The following is a 26494-nucleotide window of genomic DNA, read 5'->3' on the forward strand; positions in this document are numbered from 1 at the left end:
GTGGATTATATTGTTTATTTACTTTAATATAGTTTAAAAGATGCTACATTTAAGTTAAATTTAATTTTTAGAAGTTTTTAAAGTGAGAGAAAATACCCATATTATGGGCATTCCCTTTTTCAAGAAAACTTAATTTTTAATTAAAATCAAATACTTTGAACTCTTTTGGTTCTTTTGATTCAAAACAGTAATCAAAAATTTTTGTTACTTTTGAGTGAAGCAATACTCTATTTACATTTGGATTAGTAATTCCATATATTGAATCACCAATAATAGGGAAACCTAAATGATTTAAATGTACTCTAATTTGATGCGTTCTACCTGTATCAATAACTACTTTTATTTTTGATTTATTCCCTTCAACAAGCATAGGATATACAGTTGTAGTTGCAATTTTCCCTTTACTTAAATCAATTTTAGATTTAGCTATACCTCTATTTTTAATAGTTAAAATAGGCAAATCAATAGTTACTTCTTCTATAACTTTACCTTCAACTACTGCAACATACTCTTTATAAACTCTATTTTGTTTAAACTCTTTGATTGCTTTTTTTTGGAACTCTTCATTTTTAGCAAAAAGCATAACACCACTTGTCTCTTTATCAAGTCTATTTAATAAAAAGTAATCATTATATTTATTAGCAACTTCATCTGTTGTCATATAAGCAGGTTTGTCAACTGCTAATATATCTTCATCTTCAAATATTACTTTTACATTTGCAAGCTTTTTAACAACAAATTTTGTATTTGCTTTTAGCTCACCTCTTGCAATAACAACTTTTCTACCACCTGCTCGAACTAAACCTCTATCTATTAACTCTTTTGCTTTTGAGTTAGAGATTTTTTCTTGCTTTGCTAAAAGTTTATACGCCTTCTCATACATTTTTTAATTCCTTAAGTATTGGCTTTATAGAACCAGCTTTTGCTAATACTGGTCTTTTTAAATTATCAATATCATTTAAATATTTTTCTAATTCTTCATTTTTTATTATATAATAATTTTCTATACACTCAAATAGTGATTTTTGATTAAATATGTTTTCCCCACTTATTATTTTACAGCCAAAATATGCTGGTTCAACAGGATTATGTCCACCAATTTTTTCAAAAGCACCACATAATATCACAACATCTGAAATTGCATAAATATTATTTAATTCTCCCATTTTATCAACTAATACAATATCAGCTTCAAAATCCTCTCTTTGAGAAAATCTATGACAAGTTAAACTGTTTTTATTACAATAAGATTTTATTAAATCATAAACCTTATCAAACCTTTCAGGGTGTCTTGGAACAATTATAAGTTTACCTTGCTTTTTATTATATGAATTTAAGATTAACTCTTCTTCACCTTCATGACTACTACCTGCTGTAATAATAGTACCATTTGGTTTTTTAAACTCTTTTGTAATTTTTGGCAATTGGGCAAGTTTAATATTTCCAATGACTTCTATATTTTTTGCACCCAATTGCAACAATCTTTGTTTATCAACTTCACTTTGCGCAAATATTTTATCAATATTTTTAAATATATATTTATAAAACCAACTCATTTTTTTATATGAATTGTACGACTTATCAGAAATTCTTGCATTAATTAGATATGTTTTTGCTCCTTTTCTTTTAGCAAATAAAAAAAGCATATACCAAAGTTCCGCTTCCATTACTACAAGTGCTTTTTGTCTATTTATCCAAAAAGGCAAAAATATTTCATAAGGAAGGTATCGTGTTTGTCTTTTATAGCTTATTGCCTCTTCATATCCAGTATTTGTTATAACTGATAAATTACAATCTTTAAACTCATCAATTAAAGGCTTAATAGCTTTTGTTTCACCCATAGAACAAGTGTGAAACCAAATTCTATTTTCATTTTTAAAACGTGGATTATTTTTTAGAAAAAATTTTGCAGGTATTGCATCTTTATATTTTTTATTTCTAAGTTTAATAAGCAGTAGTGGCATAGCAATTATATAAATTATAATTGCTAATACATAATAAAAAAAAGAGAAGAGGCTCAAGATTAAGCCTCTACAGTTTCATCTTCTTTATAAAGGATTCTTCCACAGTGAGGACAATTAATAATCTCTTCTGATTTAATAACCTCTGCATAAGTTTTGTCATTTATTTTCATATAACATCCATAACAAGCTTGTTTTTTAACAGGAACAACAGCAGTATCTTTTGCCCATCTTTTAATTTTTTCATAGAAAGTTAAAATTTTATTATCAAACTTCTCTAACAATTCACTTCTTTCTTGATAAATTACATTTCTTTGTTTATTAATCTCTTCTATTTGATTATCAACTGCAACTTGTACATCTTTTATTGATTCTTCTTCTTGAGCCAATTTTTCTTGATACTCTTTTAACTGAGACTCTTTCTCTTCAGTAATTTCATCAAGTCTTTCAATCTCTTCATTTGCAAATGCAATTTGCTCTTTTGTAATCTCTTCTTCTAATTGTAAAGCTTTTAACTCTTTTTCATTTTGTATCTCATTATGCTTTTTTGAAATATCATCTAATTTAGTTTTTAATTCTGCTAAGTGGATATTATTTTTAGTTCTTTTTGATTTTACATCATCAATTTGTGCATATGTATCATTAATTGAAACTTTTATTGCTTCTGCTGTTTCAACAAAAGTTGCTAACTTTGCTTTTTCATTCTCGATTTGAGGTTCAAACATACTAATTTGTGTATCAAATTTTGATAATTTAACTAGATCCTCTAAATATTTATTCAACTGTTTCTCCTTGTATACAAAACTTAAATGGATTTTTCGAAGCTGATATTATAGCTTTTAATTCATTTTTTTTCAAATTTTTTTCTAATATTCCCACTAAAAGGGTACTAAAATACTTTTCACTTTCATAATGTCTTATGTCAATTAGTGAAATATTTCTACTTTTTGCATCCATTGCATCATGATATTTTATATCACCTGTTAAGAAACAATCAGCTTTAACTTCACTAAGTAAAGACATACCAGCACCTGTTACTATTGCTACTTTTTCTACTTTATCACTACACTTAACAACATTTGTATAATCTATTTTTAATTTTGAAGTAATCTCTTTTGCAAACTCGTCAAAATTTTTATTTACATTTGCATAGATAATAAAATCATTTATATCTTCTTTTTCAATTACATCTAATTTTAAAACCTCTTTTGCTACATACATATTCAAATGAGTTTTATCAATATTTGTATGCATTGATATAAGTGAAATATTTTTTTGAATCAATATTTTTAATAACTTTGTGCAGTAGTTATCATAATTTATTCTTTTTAAAGGTGCAAAAATTAATGGATGATGAGTAATAATTAAAGAGTTCTGTTCTACACTCATTAAAAACTCTTCATCCATGTCAATACTTACATATACTCTTTTTACTTCATCTTCAAAGCTTCCAACTAATAAACCTGAGTTATCCCACTTCTCTTGTAAGCAAAAAGGTGAAACTTCATCTAATATATTATAAATATCTCTTACTATCAAAACAAATCCTAAACAAAAAGCTCTGGATTACTTTTTTTTAGATTATTTAAAGCATCTTTTGCTGCTTGTGTATCAACTTTTTTTAATCTTTGAACCTCTTGCTCTTTATATAAAACAGCACATCCTTGTGCTAATTCTCTTACTTTTAAAATATAATTTTGTCTTTCAGTAACTGAAATTGCTTTTCTTGCATCAAGTGTATTAAAAGCATGAGAAGCCAACATACATTGGTCATATGCAGGTAAAGGAAGTCCTGCATCAAGGCAAGATTTGCACTCATTAAAAGCATCATCAAAGTGTTTAAATAACATAGATGTATTTGCTACTTCGAAATTATATTTTGAAAACTCATACTCTGCTTCTTTATGAACATCAGCATAAGTTGTAACTCCTAAACTATTCTCATTCCATACAATATCAAATACTGAATCAACTCCTTGCAAATACATTGCAAGTCTTTCTGTTCCATAAGTAATCTCTACTGCAACAGGGTCACAAGCTAAGCCTCCAACTTGTTGGAAATATGTAAATTGAGTAACTTCCATACCATCTAACCATACTTCCCAACCAAGTCCCCAAGCTCCTAATGTTGGTGATTCCCAGTTATCTTCTACAAATCTAATATCATGTTTTGATGTATCTAATCCTAAGTATTCTAGTGATTGTAAATATAAATCTTGAATATTCTCAGGACTTGGTTTTATTAATACTTGAAATTGATAATAAGAACCTAATCTATTTGGATTTTCCGCATATCTACCATCAGTAGGTCTTCTACTTGGAGCTACATAAGCTGTACTCCATGCAGTTGAGTCTAAACTCCTTAATAATGTTGCAGGATGAAATGTACCTGCACCAGCTGGAATATCATAAGGTTGAACAATATTACAACCTTGATTTGCCCAGAATTCTTGTAATTTTAACAATATTTGTGAAAAAGTAGTCATCTTTATCTAAATCCTAATCCTTGTAATTTATTAGTCATAATCCATTTTAATTATGTTTACTATTTTAATAAAAAGTAAGCTTTTATTTATAAAAGTACTTCAATATCTTTTGCATTAGTTTGAACACAATTTAGTTTAACTATTCTATCTTCTTTAAGTTTAACTGTTAGTTCACTATCTGTAGTTGCTAAAATTTGCATTGCTAAGTATGCTGAGTTTATCGCTCCTTCTTCATCTAAAGATACAGTTGCAACCGGCATAGTTAGTGGTTTACTTACAGTTGAAAGTATAGCACTTGTGCCATCAAGTTTTGTATCTTTTATAGGAACTGCAATAACTGGCTTTATAGTTGATGATGCTATATTACTTGCTAAACAACCATTGACATTTGAAGCAACAATAAAACAAACAGCACCCTTTTCTTCAGCACTTTTCATATAATCTTTGATTTTTTCTACAGAATCGTAAAGTGATAATACAGTCAATTCATAGTTTACATTAAACTTTTCAAAAGTCTCGGTACATTTTTTCATAACTTCATAATCTGAGTTATTTCCAATAATTATAGAAATATATTTCATTTTTTACCTTAATTAACTTTTAGTAGATTATTTTATCTAAACTAATCTAATAGTTTTATAATCTGTTTTACTTTAAGGTCTTTCCAAGCTTCAAACCTATTTAAAACTAATGAGTTTTTATCAAAATTAAAAAGTGATAAGTTTTTTGATTTATCACAAACTAAAACTGCTTTACAATTTTCATAATATTTTATTCTATTTACTAGTTTTTCTTCAGTAAAAACAACAACTGAAGGTATAAAAAATATATCACTTATATGATAAGTTGCCGTATCAACTGTTATAATTTTATCTGCATTAGAAATTATAAAAGCATAATCTAAAAAACTTTTTGAATAACTAGATAAATCTACATAAGCACTATCTTTTACACCATCTATATTTAAAGTACTAATTATTGTATAATCAGTTAATTTATTTATTAACTTTTTTAAAATATTTATAGCAATCTCTTTTGGGATTGACCTATTTGCATCTGCTGAAAAAGGATGATATAGTAAAACTTTTCCTTTTAATCTTATATCTGAAATTTTTTGAACTAAACTTTTAGAAGGTTTATATCTGTTTAGATTTAAACTGTTATATTTTCTACTATCATCAATTTTTTCAAAATCAATTCCTAATTTATAAAGCCAAGCATCTACATAATTTAATTTTTCATAATATGCAGTTTTAGTAACTAAACTTGTATCTATATAATAATCATATTCACACAATTTTTTTACACTAATAGACAAAGCAGTTACTTTATTTACAAACTCTTGATTTTCAAATATCTGCTTATCTCTAGTAAACTGTTTGTTTTCTGAAGAGTTTAAATAAATATCAATTTTTACTGTACTAAATCGTTTTTTTAGTTGCTCATAAAAAATTCTTAATGCACTTACACTACTAACCATCTCTCCTATATTAAAGCCCATGTTACCTAAAATTGCAATCTTTATATCTTGCTTTAATGTATTTGAAACTTGTTCATGAAGATTGACTTTTTTGTTATTTAAAAATAAAGAGATAAAATCTAAATTATCACTAAAGTTACTATTTTTTGTAATTAACTCTTTTCTTTTTTTAACAATTGTATTAAATTCATTTTTATTTACAATTCCAAGCTCTTTTGGAAACTGTTCATTATTAGTTACTCTACTTTCTTCAATAACTTTTACTTGATACTTTTTCTCATCAACATTTTTAAATACTCTTTTTAAATCTAAAAAATCTTCATATGTTGTAATGTACAAAGTTTCATTTATAAGATTTGATGGGCCTTTTAGTTTAAAATAAGAGACTAAAGTCCCATCTGTAGTTTTAATATTTATATTATTCGTAACTCTAAATATTACCATTATTTACTACAAAGTTCCTCTTCTTCATTTTTTACTCTAAGCATAGTTAAGTATGGTAAAGATGAAGGTAATTGAATCTTATTTGTATTTCCACTATGAACTGAGTCTAGCTCTTTATTTGTATCAGTCAAAATCTTTTTAAATGATACATAATATTTGCCATCATCTTTTTTATAAATCTTTCCTATTTCATTATCACATTCACTAATTTTTGCTCCTATTGGTGCAAAAATTTCTATTTCATCGCCAGGATAAGTTTTATATTTACACATAAAGTGTTTTTCATCTTCTGTTACAAGTCCACTAACTTCATAACTACCTTTACTTAAAGCGTATTCATGATTTTGTGTATCACTTTTATCAAAAGGTCTATGAATTAAATATGCATCAGTAAACCCTCTATTTTTAGTTGTATGAAGCTCTTTTTGATACTTATTAGCATCAAAACTATTTTCAAAATAGTCATCAATAGCTTCCCTATATGCATGAGCTGTAACAGCAGCATAATAAGGAGATTTTGTTCTACCTTCAATTTTAACAGAATCAACAGAACCTGAATCAAGTATCTCTTGCATATGTGAAACTAAATTCATATCTTTTGAATTAAAAATATATGTACCAACACCTGGTTCTTCTTCTAATCTAAATAAAGTACTATGGTCTTCATTTGCAGCATAAAGTGTATACTCAAATCTACAATCATTTGCACAACTTCCTCTATTTGGAACTCTTCCCATTTGAACAGCACTTACTAAACATCTACCTGAGTATGCAAAACACATTGAACCGTGCACAAAAATCTCTATTTCCATTTCAGGAAGATGTTTTTTTATCTCTTTAACATCTTTTAAAGATATCTCCCTTGCAGCAATAATTCTTTTAACTCCCATATCCCAAAATACTTGCGCATCCAAATAATTAAGTACATTTGCTTGAGTTGACAAATGAATTGGAATTTGAGGAGCTAACTCTTTACAAAGTTTAACAACACCAGGTGCAGCTACAATAAAAGCATCTGGTTCTAATTCTGCCATTTTAATAATATGCTTTTTTAGTAATTCAATTTGAGAATTGAAAGGAAAACCATTTATTGTTGCATAAACTTTTTTTCCTCTTGCATGAGCATAATCAATTCCCTCTTTAAAAGTCTCAAAAGAGAACTCTTTACCTGCTCTAATTCTTAAACTAAAGTGACTAACTCCACCATAAACAGCATCTGCACCATAAGCAATTGCAATTTTTAGTTTTTCTAAATTTCCCGCAGGTGATAATAATTCTATATCATTTTTTTTCATCAATAATCCTCGTGCTTTTGCACATATAAATTTTTTGGCAATTATAACAAATAATATTTATAAATAAGATTTTACATTAAATGTAGAAGTTTTATCTAAAAAAAAGTTAATACTAACAAGTAGAAAAGCTTTTAAAAGCTTTCCCACTCATCATCATTTGAAATTGAAGTAAACTCTTTTGGTTTGTTTATATCTTTACTTTTTTTATCTTCACTTTTTTCATAAGTAGTTTTTTTATTAGGTTTTACATCAATAACAGACTCTTGTTTTGATACTATTTCATCAATTGCACTTTTACTTTTAGTAGTTTTCTTACTCTCTTCTTTATAAGTAGAACAATATTCAACTTTAATATTATCTAAACACTCAAATAGTTTAACTGTGCAATCATCAACCTCTCTTGAAATTTTTGCTAAAGTCTCATTTGAAGCTTTTTTTGCATTTTCATCAATATAATCTTGCACTCTTTGATGTACACACTCATGATAAATCTTTAAGTTTTTCCAATTTGAACTCTTTGTAAAAGCTGTTCCTTTTGCTTCTTCTTGTGCAATCCATTTTCCAAAATTACACTCAGTACATTTTGCTGCTGTCCAAGCTTGAACATCTTTTTGTCCAACTTTTGCAAAATTTGTATCTTTAAATAAGATATGGTCATTTTTAATCTTAGAGATTTTAAATACTAAATCAATATCACAAATTTGTTTCTCTTTAGACTTATCAAAATTTGCCCTTTGTGAAATTGCATTTAAATCTGCTGAAAGTTTAGTAACACCATCTGATAAAGCACTTATCTCACTAGCAGAACTTGCATTAACTTGTGTAGCTCTATCTAAAGAATTAATTGCATCATTAATTTGTATAATACCAGTCTCTTGCTCTTTACTTGCGCTTGATACATCTTCAATTAAAGTAATTGTTTCATTAATCTTAGAAGTTAAATCAGTATATCCAGATATCATCTTACTTGAAATTGATTTACCTTCATTTGCTTTTTGAGTAGCTTGTTCTACAATATCTTTAATCTCTTTTGCTGCTTCTGCACTTCTACTAGCTAAGTTTCTAACTTCTTGAGCAACTACTGCAAAACCTTTTCCAGCTTCTCCTGCTGTTGCTGCTTCTACTGCTGCATTTAGTGAAAGAATATTTGTTTGAAATGCTATTTGGTCTATTACTGTAATTGCTTCATTTATAGAACTTACTTGCTCATCAATATCATCCATAGCTTTTGTAGTCATGTTTGCATAATCACCACCCTCTTTTGCAGAGCTATTTAAATCATTTGCTAAAACTGACATTTTATTTACTTTTGAAGCACTAGATTTAATAATCGAAGTAATCTCTTCAACAGCAGCTGCTGTCTCTTCTAAACTAGCTGCTTGCTCATTTGCTGATTTTGCTAATTTTGCAACTTCTTTTGATAAAACTTCTGTATCAGAGTTTAACTTTTTACCACTTGTTGTAATCATAGCTAAAAACTCAGATACTGTATTTCCAATAAATGTAGTACTTGTTGAGATTGAACCTACTATACCATTTGCACTATGATGTTCATCTTTAGATACTTTAAAGTCAAAATTAGAGTTTCCATACTCTACTAAAATATTGTTAATCTCTTCTAGTTTCTCATTTGTTTTATCAATCATAGAGTTAATAGAAGCTTTTAACTTTTGAATTTGTGGATTTGAAGAATCACTATGAACTTTATAAACATAAAAACCATTATTTACTTTTGTAATTACATCTTCAACCTCTTCAATAACTTTAGCATCTTGTTTAAAACCATCTTTTAACTTCTTAATATAAGAATTAAAACTATCTACAACTTTCCCTATTTCATCATTTGAATTTTTCTTAATATAATTATTAGATGTTGAATCTGAACCAAGATTTGAGATTGCACCGTTTAACTCATCAAGAGGATTTATAATTGCTCTTTTTATTAAGAAAGTATATAACAAATAAATAAACCCAACTGCAATAATAGTAGAAACCACTAAAAATTGAATAATAGTAGATATCTCTTCTTCCGTAGTTTTTTGCATTTGTGCAATTTCTGCTTTTATATCATCAATATAAGCACCTGTACCAATTATCCAATTCCAAGGACCAAACTTCTGTACATAAGAAAACTTCTCTTCTGCTTCATCTAATCCTGGTTTTGGCCACATATACTTAACTAAAGCACCCTCATCATTATTGTTTGTAGCTTCAACAAACTCTTTAAATAGATATTTCCCTGCTTTGTCTTGTATATTAGCTAAATCTTTACCATCAAGTTTTGGTTTAATTGGATGCATAACCATTTTAGGTTGAGTATCGTTTATCCAAAAATAACCATCTGTTCCGTATCTCATTTTTGAAATAGTTTCTAATGCTTCTTCTTGAATCTTTTTAGTAACATCTGATACATATGAACCTGTACCAATAACCCAATTAAAAGGTTCAAATAGTTTTACAAAAGACACCTTTGGTTGTGGCTTATCAAACCCTGGTTTTGGCCATAAATAATCAACAAAACCTGAACCTTTTGTTTTTCCAACATTTGCAAAAACTGAGAATATTTTTTTACCACCTTTGTCTTTAAACTCAGACAAATCTTTTCCATCAAGGTGTGGTTTTGTTGGGTGCATAACAATTACTGCATCAGTATCATTTACCCAAAAATATCCATTTTTACCATATCTTGATTCACTAATTAACTCTCTTAATACTCTTTTTAATTCAGCATCAGGAATTTTGCCTTTTAGTTTTTTATACTCTGCATTTAATATTGAAAAAATAAAACCTGTTTGTTCTTTTAAATACTCTTGAACTTCAAATTTTATCTTATCAATTGCAGTTCTTTTATGATAAGCACTAACTGTTTTCATAGCTAGTGATACATAATTTTTCAATTCTGCTTCTTTTTTAGCATATGCTTCTTTTTTATATTTTTCAACATTTTCATTAGATAGCTTTTTAACTGAATAAATAGACTCTATTGATACAATTATTGCCACAGAAAAAATTGTTAAAAATGCTAAAATAAGTAGCTTAGACTTAATAGTAAGGTTCCCCAGCATTCCACACTCCTTTTATAATCATTATATTTTATCTTGCAACACTTTAAAAAGTCAAGGTTTCAATTATTAAATAATTATAAAATAATTTTATGTTTACTTTCGTTTCATCCCATATAAATTTTATTTATCATTTCTTCAATATTTTAATAACAAATGCTATTTAGTTTATTTTATGAAAACTTTAGTTATGTTATTATCTATATACAAAATTCAAAAGGTACAGGTTATAATTTATGTTTAACAAACTTTTTAAAAAATATACTAGAGAAGATTTACTAGATGAACTAAGAAACTCAACCTTTAAAGACTCAAAAGCAGATTCAATTTTAAAAGATGTAGATATTCATTATAGAGATGAGTTTAATAAATCATATCTTCATATTGTAGCAGAAGATAACCTTGTAGAGTCAGTAAAATGGCTTGTATCTAAAAAAGTAGATATAAATGCAACTGATTCTGATGGAAATACAGCTTTAATGTATGCTGTAAGACAAGGTGCCACGCAAACAGTAAGAACACTTCTTCAACTAAATGCTGATCCAAATATAAGAAACTCAAATGGAAGAATTGCCATACAAGAAGCTTTAAAGTTAAATAAAAAAGATTCATATGTATTATTAAGAGATAAAACAAAAAAACTAAACAATATAGATGATGATGGAAAAACAATTATTTTTGATGCAATAGATAGCCAAAATTTAGATTTAATAAAAGATGTAATTAAACTTCAAGGTAACTCTATTGATAAAAAAATTCTATTTTATCCTAATACATATACAAGTTTAGAAGTACTTAAATTTTTAGGTGCACATATTGATTTAAATATTACAGATGAAAAAGGGCGAACTCCTATATTTTATCTAGTTCAAAATGGTGCTTTAAATGTAGAATCATTTAATTTTGCAATAGAAAAAGGTGCTGATATTAATCACATTGACGATGATGGTAACAATGTACTATTAGCTTTAATTGAAAAAATATTAGCAACAAATCCAAGGGAAAAAGAAGAGATAAAAAATCTTCTTGATATGATTCCATGGCTGATTGATGAACATGTAGATTATAACCATTGTAATCACAATGGTGATAATGCTTTAATGTTAGCAACAAAACAAAGAAATTTAAAAGTTATGGAAACTTTACTTGAATATGAAGTTGACCCAAACTTTATAAATGATAGAAATGAAACAGCTTTAGCTTTTGCTGCAATAAAAGGTAAGACAAATATTGATTTAGTATCTTTACTTTTAGATTATGGCGCAAGACCAAATATTAGTGATGAAAATGGTAAAACAATCATCGAAAAACTAATTGAAATTGAACTTTTTTTAAGAAATAGAAAAAAGCTAAAGATGAAAGATAGACAGCATATTAATGAAAATGAAAACTACAAATCAGTTTTAGAAGAGATTTTATTAAATGGTGAAGTTAACTTGACTATGCTTAACTCTCAAGGAAATCCATACTTTTTCGAAGCAGTAGAACATGGAAATATAGATTTAGTTAAAATGCTTGTAAAATATGGTGCTGATATAAATCTCAAAAATAAAGATGGTTACAATATTATTTACTATTACATGTCAAAAAATACTTCATTTAGAAGAGTTGCTGAACATCAAAATTATCTTATAATGCTTAGAAATATTATTAGTTTAGGTGCTGATGTTAACTCAAGGGATGATTATGGAGGAATTACACTTCATAAAGCTATTTTAGATAATGATATTCAAACTATTAAAGTTTTAATTAATGCAGGTGCGGATATTAATGCAGTTGATAATAAAGGAAGAAATATGGTTCACAATGCCATGTGGCAAAATAAAGTGAAAGTATTTAGACTTTTATATTCATACAATAAACAACTAATTAATAAACCAGATAAATTTGGTGTATTGCCTATTAATTATGCTGCATTTTTAGGATATAATGAACTAGTTATTGAACTTATAGACTCTGGTTCATATGTAAATAATCCATACAAAAAAACACATTATATTTTTAATTTTCTAAAAAAATTCCATAAAAATTTAAGACCACTTTTAGAAAATACAAGAAACCCAGCAGACCACTTAAAAATGAAAACATTAGTAGAAAACATGGTAAAAGAGTTTAATGTAAAGCTTTAAAATAGCTTTACATTAATAGATTTTTAGCAAACTCTTTTGCTTCTTTTGTAATATCTTCTCCACTTATCATTCTTGATATTTCATCAACCCTTTGCTCTTTATTTAAGACTTTAACTTCTGATTTTCCATCTATTTTATCAACTAAAAAGTGTTGTTTAGCACTTGATGTTAATTGAGGTTGATGGGAAATTGCAAAAATCTGATATGATTTAGATAATTGTGTTAAAACAGTTGCTATTGCTGAGCTCTCTTTTCCACTTAAATTTGCATCTATTTCATCTAAAAATAGAACTCCATTTTTAACTATTTGAAACTCACTCATTGATGTTAAAAGTGCAAGTCGCAATCTATTAAACTCTCCACTACTTATAGTATCTAAATCAACACCATTTAACTCAAAAACAACTTCATCTATACCACTTGAATCAAGAGTTTTTTTCTGGATTAATATTTTTGCATTTGAAAGATATAAAAATTTTAAGTAGTGATTTATTCTTTTCTCCAAATGTTTTACAGATTTTTTTCTCTCTTCGCTAATTTGTAAAGCTAATTCATTTACTTCAATATCAAGTGTTTTAATCTCTTCTTCAAGCTTTGTTTTTTCAAAAGTTATATTTTCATATTTTTGTAAATCTAATTTCTTTTGTTCTTTATACTCAATTGCTTCTTTTATAGAGCCAAATCTTTTTTGTAAAGATGATAGTTTTTCTATTCTATCTAAAACATTTTCAATATCTAACTCTTCAAGCTCATATAAAGAGTCATTAAATCTTTCAAAATGATTATTTAACTCATTTATTGCATCATCAAAAAAAGAGCTATCAACTTCTAATAACTCTAAAGCATTTGATACTTGATGTGAATTCTCAAAAACTAAAGAGGCACTTTTAATAGCATCTTCAATTTTATCTTTTTTTGAGAGTTTCTTTTTTACTTCCATTAGTTCTTCATATTCATCTAATTTTGGATCAATTGATTCTATTTTATCAATCTCAAACTGTGCAAACTCTTTTAGTTCTTCAACTTTTAGTTCATCTTCAATTAGTCTATTCAACTCTTTTTTAAGTATGCTTAACTCTTTATATGATGATATAAACTCTTGTTTTAATTTATTAAATTTTTTATTATTTTTAATTGATAATAAATCTAAAAAATTTAAAAGTTTAATACTTTCAAAATCTGTTTTATCTTTTAAGCTAAGATGCTTTATCAAGGAAGTAGAAAAACTTTGAAGCCTTTTTTTTGAAATAGTTTGATTATTTAAAAGATATCTTGTTTTATCTTTTTTTATCTCTTTAATAACAATTTCATCATCAATATCAATATCAAAATCTTCATCTTTTATAGAACTTTGAATCACAACTTCCCCAAGTTTTGCTTTTGCATCTTCAATTCCAAATAGTGATAATATTGATTCCATTAAGATAGATTTACCAGCACCACTAGGTCCTGTAAAAACAACTAAACCCTTATCAAACTCTAAATCTATTTCATTAAAAGATAAAAAATCTTTAAGATATACTCTACTAATCATCTATATTAATTTCCCCATTGTAGTTTTTCATTTAATACTTCAAAATAGTTACGCTCTTTTCTATGAAGAAGTTTTGCTTTTTTTGAAGCTATTTGAATCTTAATTGATTGATTTTGTTCTACTTCATATATATCTTGTCCATCAACAATTACCATTGCACCTTGATTATCTGTAATAGTAAACTCTATTTCAAAATCTGCTGGAAGTACTAATGGCCTTTGAGTTAATGAATGTGGAGCAACTGGCGTTACAATAAAAGCATCAGTTAAAGGATATACCAATGGACCGCCAACTGATAAATTATATGCCGTTGAGCCAGTTGGTGAAGAGATAATAATTCCATCACCATAATATGAATTAAATGGTTTGCCATCTATTTTTGCATCTACTTTTATCATAGATGACAAAGAGTTTCTTGAAATAACAATATCATTAAAAGCAAAGAAGTTTTGTAAATTTGCATTGCCTTTAATCATCATTCTGCTATCAATTCTATAATTTTCATCATCTGACAAATTTTGTAAAAATGATTCTAATTCATTTAAACTTACATCAGTTAGAAATCCTAAGGTTCCAAGATTTATTCCAAGTACTGGTTTTCCAGACCTAAAAGTTCTTCTTACTACAGAAATTAGTGTTCCATCCCCACCAATTGATACTAAAAAATCCACAGTATCACACAAAGTATCTAAATCAAAACCCTCTTCATCAATCATATAAGCACTATTTTTTTCCAAAAACACTTCTATATTTTGACTTTGAAAATAGCCTTTTATTTTCATATAATCATCTTTGATTTCTGGAGTTGAAGGTCTTAATATAATTCCTGCTTTTGATTTTGATTTTAATTTCTCTTTTGTAATTGTTGCTTTCAAACCCATATTCTCTTCTTTAAAATTTAGAATATTCTATCTAAAATGTTAATAAATCTGCTTTAAATTAACAAATTGTAATATTTTATAGATTAAAAGGCAAAATTTTACATAAATTAGTATTTTTGAAGTAAAAAAAAAGGCCTAGATTTAAAATCTAGACCTTTTACAAAACTAATTAAAGTTTATACTTAAATCGAAAAATGTTATTAACCATTTCTCTTTTTAATAATTTCGTCAGAAACATTTTTTGGAACTTCTTCATAAGAATCAAATAACATTCCATAAGTTGCTCTACCTTGAGTCATAGATCTTAAGTCAGTTGAGTAACCAAACATTTCAGATAATGGAATCATTGCAGTAACTAGTTTAACACCAGCTCTGTCATCCATAGATTGAACTTGTCCTCTTCTTTTGTTAACATCACCGATAACATCTCCCATATACTCTTCAGGAGTTTCGATTTCAACTTTCATCATTGGTTCAAGAATAACTGCACCAGCTTCAGCTTTTCTACAAGCCTCTTTGAAACCCATAGAAGCAGCTAATTTAAAGGCCATCTCAGATGAGTCAACATCGTGATATGAACCATCATATAAAGTAACCTCAATATCAACCATTGGGTAACCAGCTAGGATACCACCTTGCATAGCTTCCTCACAACCTTTTTGAACTGCAGGAATATACTCTTTTGGTACAACCCCACCTTTAATTGCATTGTTAAATTTAAAGTTATCTTCAGAATCAACTAATGGTTTAATATCTAAATATACGTGACCATATTGACCTTTACCACCAGATTGCTTAGCATATTTGAACTCATTTTTAATTGGGTTCTTAATAGTTTCTCTATAAGCAACTTGTGGAGCACCAACTTCAGCTTCAACTTTAAACTCTCTTTTCATTCTATCAACAAGAATTTCAAGGTGTAATTCACCCATTCCTGAAATAATAGTTTGTCCAGATTCTTCATCAGTTGCAACTCTAAATGATGGATCTTCTTCTGCTAATTTTCCTAATGCAATACCCATTTTTTCTTGGTCTGCTTTAGTTTTTGGCTCAACTGCAACAGAGATAACTGGCTCTGGGAATTCCATTCTCTCAAGGATTACTGGATCTTTTTCAGAAGCTAAAGTATCACCTGTAATTGTATTTTTAAGACCAACTACTGCACCAATTTCACCAGCATAAAGTTGTGAAACTTCTTCTCTGTTATTTGAGTGCATTTTAAGTAATCTTCCGATTCTCTCTTTTTTCATTTTAGTTGAGTTCATTACATAAGTTCCAGACTCTAATTGTCCTCTATATACTCTTGTAAATGTTAATTGTCCAACAAATGGGTCAGTCATAATTTTAAATGCTAATGCTGCAACTTCACCTTCATCAGTAGAAGGAACAATAACAGCTTCACCATCTTGAGTCTCACCTCTAATATCAGCAACCTCAGTTGGAGCTGGTAAATACATAGCAACTGCATCAAGTAGTGTTTGAACACCTTTATTTTTGAAAGATGTACCACAAACCATTGGAGTAATAGACATTGATAAACAAGCAGCTTTAAGACCATTAATAATCTCATCTTCGCTTAATTCACCTTCTTCAAAGTATTTTTCCATTAACTCTTCAGAAGACTCAGCAGCAGCTTCAATCATCTTTTCTCTATACTCTTGTGCTTGGTCTACTAACTCAGCTGGAATTTCTACTTCTGAATATGCAGAACCCATTGCAGCGTCATCATCCCAAACAATAGCTTTCATTTTAACTAAATCAACAACACCTTTGAAGTCTTCTTCTGCACCAATAGGAATTTGAATTGGAACAGGATTAGCTTTTAATCTTTCACTTACTTGTTTTTCAACATTAAAAAAATCTGCACCAGTTCTATCCATTTTATTTACATAGATAATTCTTGGTACACCATATTTGTTTGCTTGTCTCCAAACTGTTTCAGATTGAGGTTGAACCCCACCTACTGAACAAAATACTGCAACTGCACCATCAAGAACTCTCATTGATCTTTCAACTTCAATTGTAAAGTCAACGTGACCTGGAGTGTCAATAATATTTATTTGTAGTTGCTCATTTGTTTTAGGGTGTGGCCAGAAACAAGTAGTAGCTGCTGAAGTAATTGTAATACCTCTTTCTTGCTCTTGCTCCATCCAGTCCATTGTTGCAGCACCGTCGTGAACCTCACCAATTTTGTGAGAAACTCCTGTATAGAATAAAATTCTTTCAGTAGTTGTTGTTTTACCTGCATCAATGTGCGCTGCAATACCGATATTTCTAACTCTTCTAAGTGGTGTTTTTCTAGCCATAAATACTTCCTACCATCTATAGTGTGCAAATGCTTTGTTAGCTTCTGCCATTCTATGCATATCTTCTTTCTTCTTGAAAGAAGCCCCTCTTTCGTTTGCTGCTTCGAATAACTCATTAGCTAATCTTTCAACCATAGTTCTTTCATTTCTTTTTCTTGCAGCATCTACTAGCCATCTTAAAGCTAAAGTTTGTCTTCTAACAGCTCTAACTTCAACTGGTACTTGATAAGTTGCTCCACCAACTCTTCTAGATTTAACTTCTAAAAGTGGTTTAACATTTTCAATTGCTTTTTCAAACAGTTCAATACCAGACTCTTCACCTCTAGCATCTAAGTTTGCAATTGCACCATACATAATTTTTTCTGCTACTGATTTTTTACCATCTAACATAATTGTATTAATGAATTTTGTGATCACTTTACTATTGTAGATAGGATCAGCCATAATTTCTCTAACTGGAGCTTTTCTTCTTCTCATTTTCTTATCCTTCTACTTATTTTTTAGGCTTTTTAGTACCGTATTTAGATCTTGCAACAGTTCTGTTTGCAACACCAGCTGTATCTAAAGCACCTCTAACAATGTGATACTTAACACCAGGTAAATCCTTAACTCTTCCCCCTCTAACTAATACAATAGAGTGTTCTTGTAAGTTGTGACCTTCACCACCGATATATGAAATTACTTCATATCCTGTTGTTAATCTAACTTTTGCAACTTTTCTTAAAGCCGAGTTAGGTTTTTTAGGAGTTGTAGTATATACTCTTGTACATACACCTCTTCTTTGTGGACATTTTTCTAATGCTGGTGATTTTGATGTTTTAATCACCTTTTTTCGCTCTTTTCTAATAAGCTGATTAATAGTAGGCATTTTTTCCCTTTAATTAAATTGGTTTGAGCAATTAAAGCAATGCTCATGCTTCTCGTGCGACTTCAACATATTGTTGAAACGATACTACCATTCTAGGAAACATGTAAGTTTTCTAAAAAAGTAGGGGATTATACTTAAGTACAACTTAATATATACTTAGTTAATACTTAAAGAGTCAATATTAAAAAAGATACTTTTTTTAAGTTTTTAGTAAACTATTATTACTATAATTCGCAAAATTTTTTAATAAAGTAGCTTTAAATGATGACAAAACAACTATTTCCTTTGGCCTTAGGAGGTCTTGGTATTGGAACAACTGAGTTTGTAATAATGGGTTTACTACCAGATGTTGCAAATGATATAAATATTACAATTCCTGTTGCAGGACATCTTATTTCTGCATATGCATTTGGAGTGGTAATTGGAGCTCCTATTTTAGTAGCTCTTAGTGCAAAATTTCCACCTAAAAATGTTTTAATCACTTTTATGATTTTATTTACATTTTTTAATTTTTTATCAACTATTGCACCTGATTATAATACGCTTATGATGGCAAGATTTTTTAGTGGTTTACCTCATGGAGCTTTTTTTGGAGTAGGAACTGTTGTTGCAGCAAAATTAGCCAAAGAAGGTAAAGCAGCACAAGCAATTGCATCTATGTTTACAGGCTTAACTCTTGCAAATTTAGCTATGGTACCTATTGTTACATATATAGGACATCACTATCATTGGAGATATGCTTTTGGTATTGTTTCACTAATTGGTATTCTTACAATAGTTTGTTTATATAAATATCTTCCAAAACAAGAAGTATTAAGAACTGTAACTTTTAAAGAAGAATTAGAGTTTTTTAAAACAATAAAAGCTTGGCACATACTATTAATTGTAGCTATTGGATTTGGAGGCTTATTTGCATGGTTTAGTTATATTGCTCCTTTACTAATTCATGTTTCAAATTTTGATGAAGGAAATGTTTCTTATCTTATGATTGTAGCAGGTGCTGGTATGGTTGTAGGAAATATTTTAGGAGGAAATCTTGCAGATAAAAAAAATCCAATTAAAGTATCAATATTTTTACTATCAAGCATGGTAATAGCCTTAAATTTAGTTTTCTTCTTCTCATCAATTCAAATTATTTCTATAATATTAACATTCATTTGTGGAGCTTTGGCTATGTCAATTGGAGCTCCCATTAACATGATTATGCTAAATAGTGCAAAACACTCAGCTATGCTAGGTGCTGCATTTTTACAAGCTGCATTTAATGTTGCAAACTCATTAGGTGCTTTTTTTGGAGGAATTCCTTTATTTTGGGGATTAGATTATAATTATCCTTCATTAGTTGGAGCTTTTATGGCTTTAATTGGTGCAATTTTGTGTACAATATTTCTAAAAAAATATAATTTTAAAGGATAAAAAATAAATATAAATTATAAAAAAATAGGCATAGGAGAAAAAGTAGTTTTTTTCTTGCATGAACTTATGGGTGATTGTAGAAATTATGAAGCAATACTTCCATATTTAAATACAAAAGAGTTTTCATACTATTTTATTGACTTACGTGGATATGGTCTTTCAAAAAATATAAAAGGTATTTTTAATAGTAGTGAAGCAATAACTGATATTTTAAAAATTATAAAAAATGAAAACTTAAAAAAAATAAATCTAGTAGGCCACTCCATGTCAGCTTTAATTGCACAAAAATTTGCAATAAACTATCAAGACTATCTGCAAACTCTAATCTTAGTAACTCCTGTTAAAGCAAGTGGTGTAAAAGTAAATGAACAAACAAAACAAAAACTTTTACAACAAATGCAATATGAAAACAAAATTGAAGAAGTTATATTAGCATCAAGCAAAAGATACAATCAAACATGGGTAGATTATAGAATAAATATGGCTTATACCTCATCTACAAAAGAAGCAAGATTATCTTACATGAGAATGTATTTACAAGAGGATTATTCAAAAGAGGCTTTTAATATAACAATACCTGTAAAAGCTATTGTTGGAAAATATGACTTTGTAACTTTTAGTAAACTTGCTATTAAAAAAGATTTTGAAAAGTGGTATAAAGACTTAGAAATTATAGAGTTTGAAGAAGCAGGACACTACCCAATGCTAGAGTGCCCTATACTATTTGCTTCTAAAATTGAAACTTTATGTAATTAAAGCTTTTAAACTTTTTACAGTAAAGAGTTTTAGTTCTTCTGATTTTTGTGCTTTTAATTCATTTGAAAAACCATTTTTTGAAAAAAGTACAAAAATATCACTTTTTACTCCTAAAGATGAACAAGAATCTTTTAATTGATTTAATTGACTTGTTTTCATCTTTGAATTATTATATTTGCTTAAAGCAACAATAGTCTTATCTTCTTTAGTTTTTGCAACTATTTGAAGCTCATCTTTTGTTTCATTCCAAAAACTTCCAATAGTTACTATTTCATCTTTATAAAAAAGTTTTAAATACTCTTCACAAAGTTGCTCAAAAACCAAATCCATAAACTGCATTTGATAATTACTAAATTTTTCAAAAAACTCATCATAACTATTTTTTGAAATTCCTTTATATAAAGGGGAAACAAATGCAAACCAAAATCTTAGAAATGGTGTACTAAAAAGTAATTTAGTATTTTTGTTAGACAGTTTAACATAAGTATCTAAAAGTTTTATAGGCTCTTGTTTTTTAATTAATTTTAACTCTTCTAAATCTTCAAGAGATTCAAAATCCTCTTCATACTCTAAAGATGCTCTTTTGAAAGTTGTACTAACTCTTCTGTCCCCTAAAGCAACTCCTGTTAATATTTTATGATATATACCATCATTTTTAGTAAGCTTTTGTATATGAGCTTGAATCTTATCATATTGAGTTAAAATATGTCTTGTGATTAAAGTTCCCAATGGTTTTGAGGTATCTACTTTAATATCTAAACCACCAAAGACTGCGAAATAATTTACAGCTGTTTGCATATCTTTTGGTTTATTTATTTCACAAAATATTTGAAATTGTTCTTTTAATGTTTTATCACTTAGTATAATTGTAAAGCCTTTTTATTTATTTTTTATATTTTTGAAAAAAATTGTTTAATTGGTTTGCAAAGTTTTGTGCATCTTTTTGAGTAAAAGGTGCTGGTCCTTTTGTAACCTCTCCACTATCGCGTATTTCTTGCATTAGATTTCTAATTGCAAGGCACTCTTTTATATTATCTTGTGTGTACTCTAAGCTTCTGTGGTCTATTGCGTGGGCTTGTTTTTGTATAACTCTATTTGCAAGAGGAATATCAGCAGTGATAACTAAATCATCTTTTTGTAAAAGCTCAACTATTTTATCATCTGCTTCATCAGCTCCTTGCTCTACTATCATATAACTTATATTTAAAGATTTGCCAATATTTATTTTTTTATTTGCTATTACAATAGTTTGTAAGCCCAATCTTTCAATTGCTCTTAAAAGAATTGGCTTTAAAAGGTTAGGGAAAGCATCCCCATCTACATATAAAATCATTATAAAATCTCTTGAACTCTTCCTACTTGTCCATCTTGTAATCTTACTTTAATTCCATGGGGATGAAAAGAGGAGTTTGTTAATATATCTTTTACAATACCTTTTGTAAGTTTTTTACTTCTTTGGTCTTGTTTTAAAACAATATTTACACACATTCCTTGTTTTATATCAAATCTTTTTTTATTATCCATGTTTTAACTTTTTTTATATTTTAATATATCTTTTACAAAATTTATATTGTAAAAAAAGATTATTTTAAATAGAAGTGATATTTTTATCTCATCTTCATTAGAAGTATCAATTATTGAAAGATTAAATCCTTCACCATCAGCTTTATTTTTAGGTCTTATTTCAAGCTTTATAGGTTTTAATGTTTTCATCATATTTATTGTATTTTTTTTAGCTTTTGGTTTTAAAGCTTGGAAAAACTCTTTATCTTTTTCTTCAAGTTTCATTGTTTCATATAATAAAACTAAAGTATCTTTATAAATAGTTTTATTCCAAGTTATTTTTCCTTTACTATAATGAAAAGCTGCACTTTTATTCAAAAGTGGATTACTTTTTTGTTCTTTTATATCTTCAATAAGTTGCAAAAAGAAGTTTATACCTCCAAGACTATTTGAAAAAGTTGTAATTTTCTCATATAAATAATCTTTTGTTTCTTCATTTAAATCTTTAAATTTCATTGTACTCCAATTGTTTTTCTGAAAGTATATCTAAATATTTGCAAAATTACTTTCTTATTGAAGTTGCAGTTAAAAATATATAGTTTTTTCCAGTAAGTGTAACTCTAAACTTTTTTTGTTGTAGATATTTTTTACAAAACATTACATCTTTATATAAAACTGACATCTCTGAAAAAGAGTAATTTTTTGCTCTTGCTCCATAAATCATCTGTCCATCATGCCACCTACAATTTGGAAAACCTAAAATAATTGAAGAGTCTTTAAGCATACTATTTTGATAAATTTTCATAAAAGTTTCGTTAAAATTAATAGTTGAACTTTGAAGTGTTCCTATACTAATTACTAAATCAAATCTTCCTAAATTCAAACTATCTAAATTATTAATATCATGCACAAAAAAACTAACATTTTTATACTCTTTAAACTTCTGTTTTGCAAGTTCTATTGCGCTTTGACTATAATCAATTCCTACAAACTCAATTTCATCAAAGTTTTCACAAAGTTGCTTTATTATTTCAAACTCCCCTGCACTATTTACACCTAAATTTAAAACTCTTTTTTTAGTTTTAATTTTAACGTTTTCTAAACACTTTATATAATTTATTAAAAAATCTGGCTCTTCATTTTTATTTATTTGACTAAAAGTTGAAGAAACACCATATTTTTCATTATGTACTTGATTTTTATGAAAACTTCTATTTTTATCTATTTTTTTAAGTGTAAGTTGTATTGTTTCTTTAGTAAGTATTTTAGGAGTTAATAGTTTGCACTCAAGCAAACATGCTAAATCCACATAAGAGCTAAAACCTCTATATATATAACTTTTATTATTAATTTCTAATATTCTACCCGCATAACATGAGTCTAAAAAATCTGGATTTAGAACAGAAAAACTTACCTCAGATGAAGTATTTAGAAGCTTATTTAAAATATTATATATCTCAAACATGCTCTTATTTGAAAAATCGTGCATAGGTTCTCTTTATTTTTTGCAAATTATATAAAAGAAAAAATTAATGCTATCTATATGAAGCCTTAGATTTTTTGATTTGCATATCATGAAAGCCATTAAGTGACATGAACATTCTTATTTCTTTATCAATTGCTCTATTTTTAGGTCCTTTAATTACCTCAACAATAGGAGCTATTTTATTTTGTCTATCGTCAAATTTTAGTTCAAAGTAAGGAATAATATTATCATGGCAAGTTCTAAATTTCATATTTGAAATGCTATTTTCAAAAGTATAACAACCTTTTTCTCTATTATTTGTAATAATAGGATTATGTATAACTCTTACTTCTTGCTCTTCTTTAAACAGTTCACTTTTAGATTTTGCAGCTAAGTTATTTATTTTAGTAATAGTTGCTTGACAAACTTTTTTAAAATATTCAAAATCTGTTTTTATTATACTACTATCAAGTGTTTCAATAGAGTCTAAAATCTCTTCAATTTGTCTATTTTGTTCCTCTTCACTATATAAAACCTTTGAAATTTTTATATTAGTTGCATTATCAAAATATTTTGAATTAAAGCCAATAGCCATACCTTTACCATCATTTGCATAAGCACGCCATTGACTTAATAAATCTTGACCTTGAGAAAAAGAGGCCACATAAACTAAAGGATGTTGTTTTAAATACATCTGCTCAAAAAGTTCATATTTTGTAAAATTATGTTTTGTTGTTAGCTCTTTTATTCGCTTTGCTACTTTATCTTTTATCCAATGTATCTCTTTATAGTCATTTAAATTATATATAGAACTTAACCATAAAGTTTTATTTTGTATTATAGCTTTAAATGAGTCAATATTACAATAATGATAAATAACATTGTTCATAGTAAACCTTTTATACTTGAATATTAAAATAGTCCCTTAATACTTCAGCTCTATTCTCTAAGCTTATTCCCCAAACTTTTTTATCATTCTGTTTTTTATATGTTATCATATCATCAGTTAAAGTTATTCTTCCATCTCTTAATGCTTTTGTAACTAAAAGTGGTGCATGATTTGAAAACTGCTTATAATTATCTTCGTCTTTAAATACAGTTTCAAAATCTGAAACAGTTTTACCTTTTGTACAAAATTGATACCTTATTTGCCAACCTTTAGTTTTATGATTAAACATCAATGCATATTCACCATTTGCACAAGGTTTTATTTGATACTGTACATTTTCACTCTCAACTATTGTATCTTCATCTAAAGCTAAAGGAACTCTTACATTTTGACCATTTGCAACATCAACTAAATACTCTTTATCTCCAATTGTCGCTAATAGTGCCAAATGAGGATAATCTGCACCTATATATGTCAAGTCCATAACCTTTGCAAAAATCATTTTTGCATCATATCCTAACTGCTTTAATAAATAAACAAATAAAGTATTAGATTCATAACAAATTCCACCTCGATTATTACAAACTATTTTTTCATAGATTTTTAGTATATTTACAGAAAACTCTTTTTTAAAAATAAAATCTAAATTCTCATAAGGCACACTTAATATATAAGCTTCTTGTAGTCTTTTTAAGTTTTCATATGAAGGCTTTAATGATGAAGGTTCATCATCTATTCCAATTCTTTTTAGTATTTTTTCAATTTCCATGAATACTCCTAAACAAAAAAAGATTATAACTGTCTTGTTAAAAAATTCTACTTAAATTCTAATTTATTGATATTTTTTAATTTAATTCTAATCCATTTTTATTTAGTGTATATACTGTGGGAGCTAGTTTTTGAATAAATGTTTTATGATGAGATACAATAATCATAGACTTTTTTATACTATTTAAAATATCTACAACTCTTTTTTCTGCACTACTATCTAAAGCATTTGTAGGCTCATCTAAAAGTAAAATTTTAGGTTCAGTTATTAATATAGAAGCAAGTGCAACAATCTTTTGTTCTCCTCCACTTAAATCAAATATTGTTCTATCTTTTAAATGAGAAATATTCATACTTTCTAAAATATTTAAAGCTTTACAATAAGCCTCTTCTTTATTTATTCCTTTTGCTCTTAAATTAAACATAACATCTTCAATTACAACAGGACATAAAAAATAGTCATTTACATCTTGTGGTAAATAACCTATGTCACTTCTAAACTTTTTATACTCTTTTTTTGAAGATATTTTATTGTGAAATAATTCCAAATCACCTTTATAAGAGTACTCTAAACCTGCAATTACTCTTAAAAGTGTACTTTTACCTGCACCATTAGCACCAACAATCGCAACTTTTTCTTCATGACCAACATTCAAATTAACATTTTCAAAAATTTTCTTTGAACTATTTTCATAACTAAGCTCTTTTAATGTTATTGAACAACTCATAATATAACCTTTAAAACTACTACGATAAATATAAGTGAAGCTAAAATATAATCTCTTTTTGTAGTTTGAAATTCATCATTTAAATATATTTGCTTATTAAACCCTCTAGCTTCAAAAGAGTCTTTTAATTTTTGTGATTTTTTTATAGATTTTACAAAAAGCATCCCTAATATATTACCAAAGGTATTATATGTAAACATATTTGTTTTTGCACAAAAACCTCTAGCTTTTAAAGTATTTTTTATACTTTTAAAATCACTTGTTAAACTATCTATCATTTTTAAAGTAAAATAACTTGTAGATACAAAACTACTTGGAAACTTTAGAGTATAAAATCCTCTTACAATATCATATCCTCTTGATTTATAGAAAATTGAAAGATTAAATAAAATAATCATATTTGTTCTAATATATATATTTATTGCTTCTTCATACTCTTTTTGAAATACAAGAAGTAATGCTAAAACAATAATAAAAATATTTAAATAAGCTAAGCTTTTAAATATCTTTATTATTGAGTCTT

At 27.5% G+C, this 26494-nt stretch carries 26 protein-coding genes; 3 read left to right on the forward strand and 23 right to left on the reverse strand.

Annotation, left to right across the window (positions count from 1 at the left end):
* Positions 1–136: 136 nt before the first annotated feature.
* The 9 genes from CP960_RS12525 to CP960_RS12565 form a co-directional block, all read right to left on the reverse strand.
* On the reverse strand, positions 137–883 hold the full coding sequence (locus CP960_RS12525) for a pseudouridine synthase family protein (protein ID WP_101185826.1): 747 nt from the start codon (positions 881–883) through the stop codon (positions 137–139).
* Entirely contained in the window at positions 876–2024 is a 1149-nt protein-coding gene (gene waaA / locus CP960_RS12530) for a lipid IV(A) 3-deoxy-D-manno-octulosonic acid transferase (protein WP_101185827.1), read from the reverse strand. The genes CP960_RS12525 and waaA overlap by 8 nt, the downstream gene beginning before the upstream one ends.
* Positions 2024–2743 carry a zinc ribbon domain-containing protein gene (locus CP960_RS12535; protein WP_101185828.1) on the reverse strand — a complete coding sequence of 240 codons (720 nt, stop codon included), beginning with the start codon at positions 2741–2743 and terminating at the stop codon, positions 2024–2026. Before CP960_RS12535 ends, waaA begins: the two co-directional genes overlap by 1 nt.
* Positions 2736–3500 (reverse strand): Nif3-like dinuclear metal center hexameric protein, encoded by a 765-nt coding sequence (locus tag CP960_RS12540; RefSeq protein WP_101185829.1) that lies wholly within the window; start codon positions 3498–3500, stop codon positions 2736–2738. Before CP960_RS12540 ends, CP960_RS12535 begins: the two co-directional genes overlap by 8 nt.
* Positions 3501–3508: 8 nt before the next feature.
* Positions 3509–4447, reverse strand: coding sequence for a glycine--tRNA ligase subunit alpha (gene glyQ, locus CP960_RS12545; protein ID WP_101185830.1), 939 nt, complete (start codon positions 4445–4447; stop codon positions 3509–3511).
* Between the two features lie 86 nt (positions 4448–4533).
* A complete protein-coding gene (locus CP960_RS12550; protein ID WP_101185831.1) occupies positions 4534–5028 on the reverse strand; it encodes an AIR carboxylase family protein in 495 nt (164 codons plus the stop codon).
* A gap of 41 nt (positions 5029–5069) precedes the next feature.
* Positions 5070–6371: a glycosyltransferase family protein gene (locus CP960_RS12555; protein WP_101185832.1), complete on the reverse strand. Its 1302-nt coding sequence runs from the start codon at positions 6369–6371 to the stop codon at positions 5070–5072.
* Positions 6371–7666: a peptidase U32 family protein gene (locus tag CP960_RS12560; protein WP_101185833.1), complete on the reverse strand. Its 1296-nt coding sequence runs from the start codon at positions 7664–7666 to the stop codon at positions 6371–6373. Before CP960_RS12560 ends, CP960_RS12555 begins: the two co-directional genes overlap by 1 nt.
* 131 nt (positions 7667–7797) lie before the next feature.
* A complete protein-coding gene (locus tag CP960_RS12565) occupies positions 7798–10731 on the reverse strand; it encodes a methyl-accepting chemotaxis protein (protein WP_101185834.1) in 2934 nt (977 codons plus the stop codon).
* 233 nt (positions 10732–10964) lie between these two features.
* Between CP960_RS12565 and CP960_RS12570 the strand changes: the two genes are divergently transcribed.
* Positions 10965–12857 carry an ankyrin repeat domain-containing protein gene (locus CP960_RS12570; RefSeq protein WP_101185835.1) on the forward strand — a complete coding sequence of 631 codons (1893 nt, stop codon included), beginning with the start codon at positions 10965–10967 and terminating at the stop codon, positions 12855–12857.
* Positions 12858–12864: 7 nt separating this feature from the next.
* Here CP960_RS12570 and CP960_RS12575 read toward each other — a convergent pair whose 3' ends face one another.
* The 5 genes from CP960_RS12575 to rpsL form a co-directional block, all read right to left on the reverse strand.
* Complete coding sequence (locus CP960_RS12575) at positions 12865–14391, reverse strand: AAA family ATPase (RefSeq protein ID WP_101185836.1); 1527 nt, start codon at positions 14389–14391, stop codon at positions 12865–12867.
* Between the two features lie 5 nt (positions 14392–14396).
* Entirely contained in the window at positions 14397–15272 is an 876-nt protein-coding gene (locus tag CP960_RS12580) for an NAD(+)/NADH kinase (RefSeq protein ID WP_101185837.1), read from the reverse strand.
* Between the two features lie 200 nt (positions 15273–15472).
* On the reverse strand, positions 15473–17578 hold the full coding sequence (fusA, locus tag CP960_RS12585) for an elongation factor G (RefSeq protein WP_101185838.1): 2106 nt from the start codon (positions 17576–17578) through the stop codon (positions 15473–15475).
* A 9-nt stretch (positions 17579–17587) separates the two neighbouring features.
* Positions 17588–18055 (reverse strand): 30S ribosomal protein S7, encoded by a 468-nt coding sequence (rpsG, locus tag CP960_RS12590; RefSeq protein ID WP_101185839.1) that lies wholly within the window; start codon positions 18053–18055, stop codon positions 17588–17590.
* A gap of 16 nt (positions 18056–18071) precedes the next feature.
* Positions 18072–18446, reverse strand: coding sequence for a 30S ribosomal protein S12 (rpsL, locus tag CP960_RS12595; RefSeq protein WP_101185840.1), 375 nt, complete (start codon positions 18444–18446; stop codon positions 18072–18074).
* Between the two features lie 261 nt (positions 18447–18707).
* On the opposite strand from rpsL, the gene CP960_RS12600 reads away from it, so the two are divergent.
* Together CP960_RS12600 and CP960_RS12605 are read left to right on the forward strand one after the other, a co-directional pair.
* Positions 18708–19862 (forward strand): MFS transporter, encoded by a 1155-nt coding sequence (locus tag CP960_RS12600; protein WP_228152077.1) that lies wholly within the window; start codon positions 18708–18710, stop codon positions 19860–19862.
* A 30-nt stretch (positions 19863–19892) separates the two neighbouring features.
* Entirely contained in the window at positions 19893–20618 is a 726-nt protein-coding gene (locus CP960_RS12605) for an alpha/beta fold hydrolase (RefSeq protein ID WP_265734454.1), read from the forward strand.
* Here CP960_RS12605 and CP960_RS12610 read toward each other — a convergent pair.
* The 9 genes from CP960_RS12610 to CP960_RS12650 all read right to left on the reverse strand — a co-directional run.
* On the reverse strand, positions 20607–21416 hold the full coding sequence (locus tag CP960_RS12610) for a DUF234 domain-containing protein (RefSeq protein WP_101185842.1): 810 nt from the start codon (positions 21414–21416) through the stop codon (positions 20607–20609). The genes CP960_RS12605 and CP960_RS12610 overlap by 12 nt on opposite strands.
* An 85-nt stretch (positions 21417–21501) precedes the next feature.
* Complete coding sequence (locus tag CP960_RS12615; RefSeq protein ID WP_191321644.1) at positions 21502–21951, reverse strand: YaiI/YqxD family protein; 450 nt, start codon at positions 21949–21951, stop codon at positions 21502–21504.
* The gene (locus tag CP960_RS12620) at positions 21951–22142 is read right to left on the reverse strand and encodes a YwbE family protein (RefSeq protein WP_101185844.1); all 192 of its coding nucleotides are present in this window, start codon (positions 22140–22142) and stop codon (positions 21951–21953) included. The genes CP960_RS12615 and CP960_RS12620 overlap by 1 nt, the downstream gene beginning before the upstream one ends.
* A 3-nt stretch (positions 22143–22145) precedes the next feature.
* Positions 22146–22637, reverse strand: coding sequence for a hypothetical protein (locus CP960_RS12625; protein ID WP_101185845.1), 492 nt, complete (start codon positions 22635–22637; stop codon positions 22146–22148).
* Between the two features lie 46 nt (positions 22638–22683).
* On the reverse strand, positions 22684–23610 hold the full coding sequence (locus CP960_RS12630; protein ID WP_101185846.1) for a methyltransferase domain-containing protein: 927 nt from the start codon (positions 23608–23610) through the stop codon (positions 22684–22686).
* A gap of 46 nt (positions 23611–23656) precedes the next feature.
* Positions 23657–24475, reverse strand: a complete 819-nt coding sequence (locus tag CP960_RS12635; RefSeq protein WP_101185847.1) for a DUF2971 domain-containing protein — start codon at positions 24473–24475, stop codon at positions 23657–23659.
* A 10-nt stretch (positions 24476–24485) separates the two neighbouring features.
* Positions 24486–25244 carry an arylamine N-acetyltransferase family protein gene (locus CP960_RS12640; RefSeq protein WP_101185848.1) on the reverse strand — a complete coding sequence of 253 codons (759 nt, stop codon included), beginning with the start codon at positions 25242–25244 and terminating at the stop codon, positions 24486–24488.
* 76 nt (positions 25245–25320) lie between these two features.
* A complete protein-coding gene (locus CP960_RS12645) occupies positions 25321–25971 on the reverse strand; it encodes an energy-coupling factor ABC transporter ATP-binding protein (RefSeq protein WP_101185849.1) in 651 nt (216 codons plus the stop codon).
* Positions 25968–26494, reverse strand: a 527-nt coding sequence (locus CP960_RS12650) for an energy-coupling factor transporter transmembrane component T family protein (RefSeq protein ID WP_101185850.1), incomplete at its 5' end; no start/stop codon positions are given. The genes CP960_RS12645 and CP960_RS12650, both read right to left, overlap by 4 nt.

The organism is Malaciobacter halophilus, from assembly GCF_002837275.1.
GTDB classification, from domain to species: Bacteria; Campylobacterota; Campylobacteria; order Campylobacterales; family Arcobacteraceae; genus Malaciobacter; species Malaciobacter halophilus.

What these genes read in the sequence shown, in the direction of transcription:
- CP960_RS12640 (WP_101185848.1), bottom strand. Translation starts at nt 25,244, where the DNA reads ATGGAAATTGAAAAAATACTAAAAAGAATTGGAATAGATGATGAACCT.
- glyQ (WP_101185830.1), bottom strand. Translation starts at nt 4,447, where the DNA reads ATGACTACTTTTTCACAAATATTGTTAAAATTACAAGAATTCTGGGCA.
- CP960_RS12615 (WP_191321644.1), bottom strand. Translation starts at nt 21,951, where the DNA reads ATGATTTTATATGTAGATGGGGATGCTTTCCCTAACCTTTTAAAGCCA.
- CP960_RS12555 (WP_101185832.1), bottom strand. Translation starts at nt 6,371, where the DNA reads ATGGTAATATTTAGAGTTACGAATAATATAAATATTAAAACTACAGAT.
- CP960_RS12580 (WP_101185837.1), bottom strand. Translation starts at nt 15,272, where the DNA reads ATGGGTTTGAAAGCAACAATTACAAAAGAGAAATTAAAATCAAAATCA.
- rpsG (WP_101185839.1), bottom strand. Translation starts at nt 18,055, where the DNA reads ATGAGAAGAAGAAAAGCTCCAGTTAGAGAAATTATGGCTGATCCTATC.
- CP960_RS12635 (WP_101185847.1), bottom strand. Translation starts at nt 24,475, where the DNA reads ATGAACAATGTTATTTATCATTATTGTAATATTGACTCATTTAAAGCT.
- CP960_RS12560 (WP_101185833.1), bottom strand. Translation starts at nt 7,666, where the DNA reads ATGAAAAAAAATGATATAGAATTATTATCACCTGCGGGAAATTTAGAA.
- CP960_RS12525 (WP_101185826.1), bottom strand. Translation starts at nt 883, where the DNA reads ATGTATGAGAAGGCGTATAAACTTTTAGCAAAGCAAGAAAAAATCTCT.
- CP960_RS12565 (WP_101185834.1), bottom strand. Translation starts at nt 10,731, where the DNA reads ATGCTGGGGAACCTTACTATTAAGTCTAAGCTACTTATTTTAGCATTT.
- CP960_RS12625 (WP_101185845.1), bottom strand. Translation starts at nt 22,637, where the DNA reads ATGAAATTTAAAGATTTAAATGAAGAAACAAAAGATTATTTATATGAG.
- CP960_RS12570 (WP_101185835.1), top strand. Translation starts at nt 10,965, where the DNA reads ATGTTTAACAAACTTTTTAAAAAATATACTAGAGAAGATTTACTAGAT.
- CP960_RS12645 (WP_101185849.1), bottom strand. Translation starts at nt 25,971, where the DNA reads ATGAGTTGTTCAATAACATTAAAAGAGCTTAGTTATGAAAATAGTTCA.
- CP960_RS12630 (WP_101185846.1), bottom strand. Translation starts at nt 23,610, where the DNA reads ATGCACGATTTTTCAAATAAGAGCATGTTTGAGATATATAATATTTTA.
- rpsL (WP_101185840.1), bottom strand. Translation starts at nt 18,446, where the DNA reads ATGCCTACTATTAATCAGCTTATTAGAAAAGAGCGAAAAAAGGTGATT.
- CP960_RS12620 (WP_101185844.1), bottom strand. Translation starts at nt 22,142, where the DNA reads ATGGATAATAAAAAAAGATTTGATATAAAACAAGGAATGTGTGTAAAT.
- CP960_RS12575 (WP_101185836.1), bottom strand. Translation starts at nt 14,391, where the DNA reads ATGATTAGTAGAGTATATCTTAAAGATTTTTTATCTTTTAATGAAATA.
- fusA (WP_101185838.1), bottom strand. Translation starts at nt 17,578, where the DNA reads ATGGCTAGAAAAACACCACTTAGAAGAGTTAGAAATATCGGTATTGCA.
- CP960_RS12600 (WP_228152077.1), top strand. Translation starts at nt 18,708, where the DNA reads ATGATGACAAAACAACTATTTCCTTTGGCCTTAGGAGGTCTTGGTATT.
- CP960_RS12550 (WP_101185831.1), bottom strand. Translation starts at nt 5,028, where the DNA reads ATGAAATATATTTCTATAATTATTGGAAATAACTCAGATTATGAAGTT.
- CP960_RS12610 (WP_101185842.1), bottom strand. Translation starts at nt 21,416, where the DNA reads ATGCAAACAGCTGTAAATTATTTCGCAGTCTTTGGTGGTTTAGATATT.